The 6,289-nt window shown below is 70.3% G+C and carries 8 protein-coding genes and 1 tRNA gene; 1 reads left to right on the top strand and 8 read right to left on the bottom strand.

The features are described 5' to 3' along the window. Nucleotides 1-77 (bottom strand) — tRNA-Met (locus VGV13_15575). A 103-nt stretch (nucleotides 78-180) separates the two neighbouring features. Here VGV13_15575 and VGV13_15570 point away from each other — a divergent pair. Next, nucleotides 181-486, top strand: a complete 306-nt coding sequence (locus VGV13_15570; GenBank protein ID HEV8642511.1) for a hypothetical protein — start codon at nucleotides 181-183, stop codon at nucleotides 484-486. A 112-nt stretch (nucleotides 487-598) separates the two neighbouring features. Here the strand turns inward: VGV13_15570 and VGV13_15565 are convergent, their stop codons facing one another. From VGV13_15565 to xseA, 7 genes are all read right to left on the bottom strand, one after another. Continuing rightward, entirely contained in the window at nucleotides 599-859 is a 261-nt protein-coding gene (locus VGV13_15565) for a hypothetical protein (GenBank protein ID HEV8642510.1), read from the bottom strand. Between the two features lie 10 nt (nucleotides 860-869). Continuing rightward, nucleotides 870-2,357 (bottom strand): glycosyltransferase, encoded by a 1,488-nt coding sequence (locus VGV13_15560; GenBank protein HEV8642509.1) that lies wholly within the window; start codon nucleotides 2,355-2,357, stop codon nucleotides 870-872. 17 nt (nucleotides 2,358-2,374) lie between these two features. Further along, nucleotides 2,375-2,653 carry a septum formation initiator family protein gene (locus VGV13_15555; protein HEV8642508.1) on the bottom strand — a complete coding sequence of 93 codons (279 nt, stop codon included), beginning with the start codon at nucleotides 2,651-2,653 and terminating at the stop codon, nucleotides 2,375-2,377. Then, nucleotides 2,650-3,939, bottom strand: coding sequence for a phosphopyruvate hydratase (gene eno, locus VGV13_15550; protein ID HEV8642507.1), 1,290 nt, complete (start codon nucleotides 3,937-3,939; stop codon nucleotides 2,650-2,652). The genes VGV13_15555 and eno overlap by 4 nt, the downstream gene beginning before the upstream one ends. After that, a complete protein-coding gene (locus VGV13_15545) occupies nucleotides 3,940-4,836 on the bottom strand; it encodes a farnesyl diphosphate synthase (GenBank protein HEV8642506.1) in 897 nt (298 codons plus the stop codon). It abuts the gene before it with no gap. Beyond that, nucleotides 4,833-5,075, bottom strand: a complete 243-nt coding sequence (locus VGV13_15540; GenBank protein ID HEV8642505.1) for an exodeoxyribonuclease VII small subunit — start codon at nucleotides 5,073-5,075, stop codon at nucleotides 4,833-4,835. Before VGV13_15540 ends, VGV13_15545 begins: the two co-directional genes overlap by 4 nt. Continuing rightward, a partial coding sequence (gene xseA, locus VGV13_15535) for an exodeoxyribonuclease VII large subunit (GenBank protein ID HEV8642504.1) occupies nucleotides 5,056-6,289 on the bottom strand: 1,234 nt, incomplete at its 5' end. The genes xseA and VGV13_15540, both read right to left, overlap by 20 nt.

Raw genomic sequence — 6,289 nt, 5'->3', positions numbered from 1 at the left:
TGGTTGCGGGGGCTGGATTTGAACCAGCGACCTTTGGGTTATGAGCCCAACGAGCTACCGGGCTGCTCCACCCCGCGGTGACCAGCGAAGAGTACCCGACACCCCCGGACGTGTCAACCGCTCGCCTCAGATGCTCGCCGGCTCGAGCTTGCCCGTGAGGACGTTGAGCGCTTCGAAGAGGTGACCGTCGCGAATGGGACGACGACCGGCCTCAAGGTGATCTTCACCAGGCCGGCCGAGGGCGCGACGCTGGGCGGGACGATCTGGGTCGACATCTGGGTGGAGGGCGCGTCGGGCACCTCGAACACCTTCGTCCTGACGGTGGATGGCACGGTGGTGGCGAGGCAGACGACGAGCGGCGTTCACGTCACCATGGCCTGGAACAGCCTGAACTTCCCCAACGGCCTTCGCACCATGAAGGCGACGGTGACGGACGCCACCGGCAAGACCGGCTCGGCCAGCCGGACGGTGAACGTAAAGAACTGAGGTGGGGGGCGTCGAGCCCCCGTCTGCTAGTGCCGTTCCAACTATTCTCGCCTAGGAAGGCACCGTGTACGTCGTTCGTGGACAGATTTAGTATCAACAAGTTGGAACGGCACTAGCGGCGCGGAATAGGACGAAGGGCGCTGTCGAGGGCGACGTCGTCGCCGATCCGGTACTGGTAGAGCGCGCGCCTGTCCATCGAGATCGTACTGCGACCGCCCGGCCACTCGACCACCATGTAGCCGTCGTACACGTCGATGTAGGTGATGACGGCGCCGATGACGCCGGGATCGTCCGGGCGCGAACCGCGCGCGACGGTGCAGCCCACCGCCAACCCGGCGGCCAGGAGCATCAGGGTCAGGCGCACGATCGTCACGCCGGCGAACCTAGGCACGGACGACGCGGTCGGTCTTCGCGGGGTCGAAGCGGCCGCTGCGGGCCAGGGCCAGGAGGACGCGCCACGCCCCCCGGGTGGCCAGCAGCCAGTAGGTCTGACATCGGAAGATCCCCCAGACTTTCGCCTTGAGCGACGTGCGCCGGATGTTCACCGGGCGCGGGAAGTAGGGGCTCAGGCTCTCGATGAGATCCTGGGTGACGATGCCGCCCACCCAGATGGTGAGCCCCAGCGACACGGACGGGAACGCGATGCCCAGTACGAACAGCAGCGGGTGGTCGGCGAAGCGGTAGGCCAGGTGCCAGCCGAGGAACCCGACGAGGGGATAGACGAGCGCAGCGAGGGGCCACTCGATCACCTTGTTGCCGACGTGGCGCAGGAGCTGGGCCGCGTCGTAGGCCGTGCGGTGCGCGCGCCGCGTCCGCCGCAGGAAGGCGATGTCGTCGAGCACGCCCTTGTACCAGCGCGCGTTCTGCCGGACCATCTTCTCGCTCGTCTCCGGCAGGTCGTTCAGCTCCAGCATCGGCAGGGGCGCCATGAGGACCCCGCGGGCGCCCAGCGCGTAGCCCAGCGTGGAGTCCTCGGTCGCGCCCGAGGTCGGAAACCCGCCCAGGGCCTGCAGCGTGTCGAGGCGGACGAACTGGTTGTGGCCGAGGCAGATCTGCGAGCGCCGGAAGCAGAAGTCGAACAATGGTCTCACGACCCTCGCGACACGCGGTGCCCGCCGAGAGAACGCCGCAAACCAGTTCACGCGTCGGCGCTCATTGATGAGCCGCGCGATCGACACGCGGATGAAGATGGACGACTGCTGGATGGCGCAGACGCGCCCGCGCTGATCGAGGCGGTCGAAGTTGGCCAGCGACAGCGCGACCCCCTGGTAGGCGTGGCTCCCGCCCCGCTCGATGATGTCGGCGGCGATCCAGCGGTAGACGTTCGGATCGGGGACCGAGTCTGCGTCGCTCACGCCCACGTAGATCCGGCCCGGGTCGTGGTGGCCGTTGAGCAGCGGGCCGAGGAACTCCGGCCGTAGCGCCCAGTTGAGCTGGTGCGCCTTCCGGCCGTCGCCCGGCATCACCAGGAGCGAGAGCATCTTCTGCTGCCAGGGGGGCAGGTCGGCGCGGAAGCGGCGCACCAGCTCGGCCGTCGACGCTTCCATGAGCGGGTGCGGCGACCGCTCCTCCCCTTCCTTGGTGACGACGACGACATGGAGCTTGCCATGCGGATAGCGCGAGCCCAGGAGCGTGCGCACCGTCGTCGCGATCGCGGGCTCCTCCCAGGCCGGCACCAGGTGCACGAATACGGGCGCCGCCGGCTCGCGTTCGAGCGCGGTCTCGTCCGGCAGCGCCTCCACCCCGGCGTAGGCCTCCTCGACGAAGCGACAGGTGGTGAGCATGCCCTTCAGGTCGAGGAGGAGCTTGAAAGCGGCGCGGCCGTTGAAAAACGAGGAGACGGCGAAGAGTGTCATCCAGAACCAGTCCATGGCCGCGGTCGGAAAGGTTACTTCGGCTTGGGCGGGAACTTCAAGATGGTCTCGCCCTCCCGGACGAGGCCATGCTCTTCGCGGCCGAGCTTCTCGATGTAGGCGGGGTCGTTGCGGAGCCGGTCGATCGTCCGCGTCAGCTTCTCGGTCTGGACGCGGAGAGCCGCAATGTCGCGCTCGGCCACCTCGATCTCGCGGTGCATCTGCTGGATGCGCAGCAGGCCGCCCATGCCGTACACGCCCAGGAGGATCCCGAACAGCACGGCCACGCCGGTGCCCAGGAGGCGGCGGCTCACCGGGCCACGCGCGTGTAGAGGCTGCGGCCGGGGAAGGAGGCGGCGTGGCCCAGCTCCTCCTCGATTCGCAGCAGCTGGTTGTACTTTGCGGTGCGCTCGCTGCGGGCCAGGGAGCCGGTCTTGATTTGACCCGCGTTGACGGCGACGGCCAGATCGGCGATGAAGGTGTCCTCGGTCTCGCCCGAGCGGTGGGAGATGATGGTGCCGTAGCCCGCGCGCTTGGCCAGCTCGATCGCCTGCAGCGTCTCGGTGAGCGTGCCGACCTGGTTCACCTTGATCAGCACGGCGTTGGCGACGCCGTTCTTGATCCCCTGCTGGATGATGGCCGGGCTGGTGACGAAGAGGTCGTCGCCCACCAGCTGAATGCGGGAGCCCAGGCGGCGGGTGAGGCTGCCCCAGCCGCCCCAGTCGTCCTCGCCGAGGCCGTCCTCGATGGAGACGACCGGGTAGTGCTGGCAGAGCGTCTCGTACATGGCGATCATCTCGTCGCTGGTGCGTACGGCCTTCTCGCGGGTCAGGCGGTAGCGCCCTCCGGCCTCGGCCAGCTCACTGGCCGCCACGTCGAGCGCGATGAAGACGTCCTCGCCCGGCCGGTAGCCCGCCCGCTCGATGGTCTGCATGAAGAGCTCGAGCGCGGCGGTGTTGGAGGTGAGCGCGGGGGCAAAGCCGCCCTCGTCGCCCACGCCGGTCGACAACCCCTTCTCCTTCAGCAGATCCCGGAGCGCATGGAAGCACTCCACGCCCATCCGGAGCGCCGTCGAGAAGTTCTCGGCGCCGGCGGGCACCAGCATGAACTCCTGGATGTCGAGCCCATTGTCCGCGTGGGCGCCGCCGTTGATCACGTTCATGAGCGGCACCGGGAGCAGGCGCGCCCCCGGGCCGCCCAGGTAGGCATAGAGCGGCAGGCCGACGTCGTCGGAGGCCGCCCGGGCCACCGCCAGCGACACGGCCAGGATCGCGTTGGCGCCCAGCGAGGATTTGTTGGGCGTGCCGTCCAGCTCCAGGAGCGCCTGATCGACCTGCACCTGCTCGGTGGCCTCCATGCCGTCGATCTCGGGCGCGATCGTCTCCTCGACGTTCTTGACCGCCTGCTGCACGCCCTTGCCGCGGTAGCGCTGGCTGTCGCCGTCGCGCAGCTCCACGGCCTCGCGCTTGCCGGTGGAGGCGCCGGAGGGCACCGCCGCCCGTCCCCAGGCGCCGGACTCGAGCTGCACCTCCACCTCGACGGTCGGGGAGCCCCGCGAGTCGAGGATCTCGCGGGCGAAGACGCCGGTGATCGCCGACACTCAGGATCTCCTCTCGAGGATGAAGTCGGCCAGCGCGCGGAGCGGCTCACTGCGCGGGCCGAGGGGCCGCAGTGCCAGCTTCGCCTCCTGGATGAGGGCGCGGGCCCGCGCCCGCGAGGCCTCGAGGCCGTACAGGGCCGGATAGGTCGCCTTGCGCTTGCGCTCGTCGCTGCCGGCGGTCTTCCCCAGCTCCTCGAGGCTGCCTTCGACGTCGAGGATATCATCCACGATCTGGAACGCCAGCCCGAGCCGGTCGCCGGCGTCGGTGATCGCCCGGAGCGCGTTCGGCTTGGCCCCCGCCAGCATCGCGCCGGCCCGCAGCGAGGCGCGGATGAGCGCCGCCGTCTTGTGGGTGTGGATGTAGTCGAGGGCCTCGACGGTGATCGTCTTGCCCTCGGACTCGATGTCCACCACCTGTCCGCCGACCATGCCCCCGGTGCCGGCGGCGGCGGCGATCTCGGCCACGACGTCGCAGATGACCCGCGCGCCGGCCCCCTGGGCGGCGTTGCCGGCGACGAGCTTGAAGGCGAGCGTCAGTAGCGCGTCGCCGGCCAGGATGGCCATCGCCTCGCCGAAGACCTTGTGATTGGTGAGGCGCCCCCGGCGGTAGTCGTCGTCGTCCATTGCCGGCAGATCGTCGTGGATCAGCGAGTACGTGTGGATCAGCTCCAGCGCGCCGGCAGTGGGCAGGACCAGCTCGGCGCTGCCGCCCACCGCCTCGGCCCCGGCGATGACGAGGATCGGGCGCAGCCGCTTGCCGCCGGCCAGCACGCTGTAGCGCATGGCCCGATGCACGGTCGGCGGCGCCGCGTCCTCGGCCGGCAGGAAGCGCTCCAGCGCCTCGTCGACGAGCTTGCGGCGCTCGCTCAGGTAGTGCGGCAGGTCGAAATCGCTCACGCTTCGCCTTCGGGCTCCCACTCCGTGAAGGGCTTCGTGCCCAGCGTCCCCGCCTCGTCCTTGGCCAGGATCTCGATCCTGCGCTCCGCCTCGTCCAGATACTTCCCGCAGCGCCGGGTCAGCGCCACGCCCTCCTCGAAGACCTTGAGCGACTCCTCGAGCGGCAGGTTGCCGGACTCGAGCGCGTTCACGATCTGCTCGAGACGGGCCAGGCAGTCCTCAAACTTGAGGTCGCTCATCACGCTCCCTCGTGCGCTCGACGCGGCAGTCGAGGCTCCCTTCGTGCAGCAGGACGCTCAGGGCGTCGCCGGCCCGGACCTGGCGCGCGCTCCTCACGATGCCCCCTTCCGGCGTGCGGGTGAGGCTGTAGCCGCGCCCCAGGACCGCCAGCGGCGAGAGCGAATCCAGGCGCCCGACCGCGCCGGCCAGCTGGTGGCGGCAGGCGACCAGTCGCCGCGCGATCTCGCCGTGCGCGCGGGCGTGCAGGCCCTCCAGCCGATGGCGGCCGTCGGCCAGCCGCACGAACGGGCTGGCCGCCCGCAGGCGCGCCGTCAGGAGCTCGACACGATGGGCGGCGCGGCGGTGAGCCGCGCCGGCGGCGAGGCGCAGGCGGATGCCGGCGTCGTCGACCCGGCGCTCCAGATCGCGCAGCGGGCGCGCGACGGCGCGCTGGAGGCGCTCCCCGAGATCGAGGAGCGCCGCCGCGACCGCCTGCTTCTCGCTGACGACCAGTTCCGCCGCGTTCGAGGGTGTCGCCGCGCGGACGTCGGCGACGAAGTCGGCGATGGTGAAGTCCACCTCGTGGCCCACCGCGGAGATGACCGGGACCTTGGAGGCGGCGATGGCGCGGGCCACGACCTCCTCATTGAAGGCCCAGAGGTCCTCCAGCGAGCCGCCGCCCCGCCCCACGAGGATGACGTCCACGTCGCCCAGCGCGTTGAGATCGGCCAGGCCCTGGGCGATCTCCGCCGCCGCCCCCTCGCCCTGAACCCGCGCGGGCGTGATGACGATGTGGAGGCCCGCGAAGCGGCGCCCGATGACGCGCAGCATGTCGCGGAGCGCGGCGCCGCTGGGCGAGGTCACGATGCCGATCTTGCGAGGAAAGCGCGGCAGCGGCCGCTTGCGCGCCGGATCGAATAGACCTTCAGCGCCTAAGCGCGCCTTGAGCTGCTCGAAGGCCAGCTGGAGGGCGCCCAGCCCGCGCGGCTCCAGCAGCTCGACGACGAACTGGTACTCGCCCCGCTGGGCGTAGACCTCGAGGCTGCCGAAAGCCAGCACGTGCTGCCCGTCGCCGGGCTCGAAGCGCAGGCGCCGCGCGCGGTTACGGAAGAGCACGGCGCGGAGCTGCGCGCTCTCGTCCTTGAGCGTGAAGTAGGCGTGGCCGGAGCCGTAGAGCCGGAAGTTGGAGATCTCGCCCTCGACCCAGACGGCCGGGAAGCGCTCCTCCACGACG

It is taken from the genome of Candidatus Methylomirabilota bacterium (assembly GCA_036001065.1).
Lineage (GTDB): Bacteria > Methylomirabilota > Methylomirabilia > Rokubacteriales > CSP1-6 > MNEF01.
Note: the sequence above shows the minus strand (reverse complement) of the source record. Positions and strands in the feature narration are given on the sequence as shown.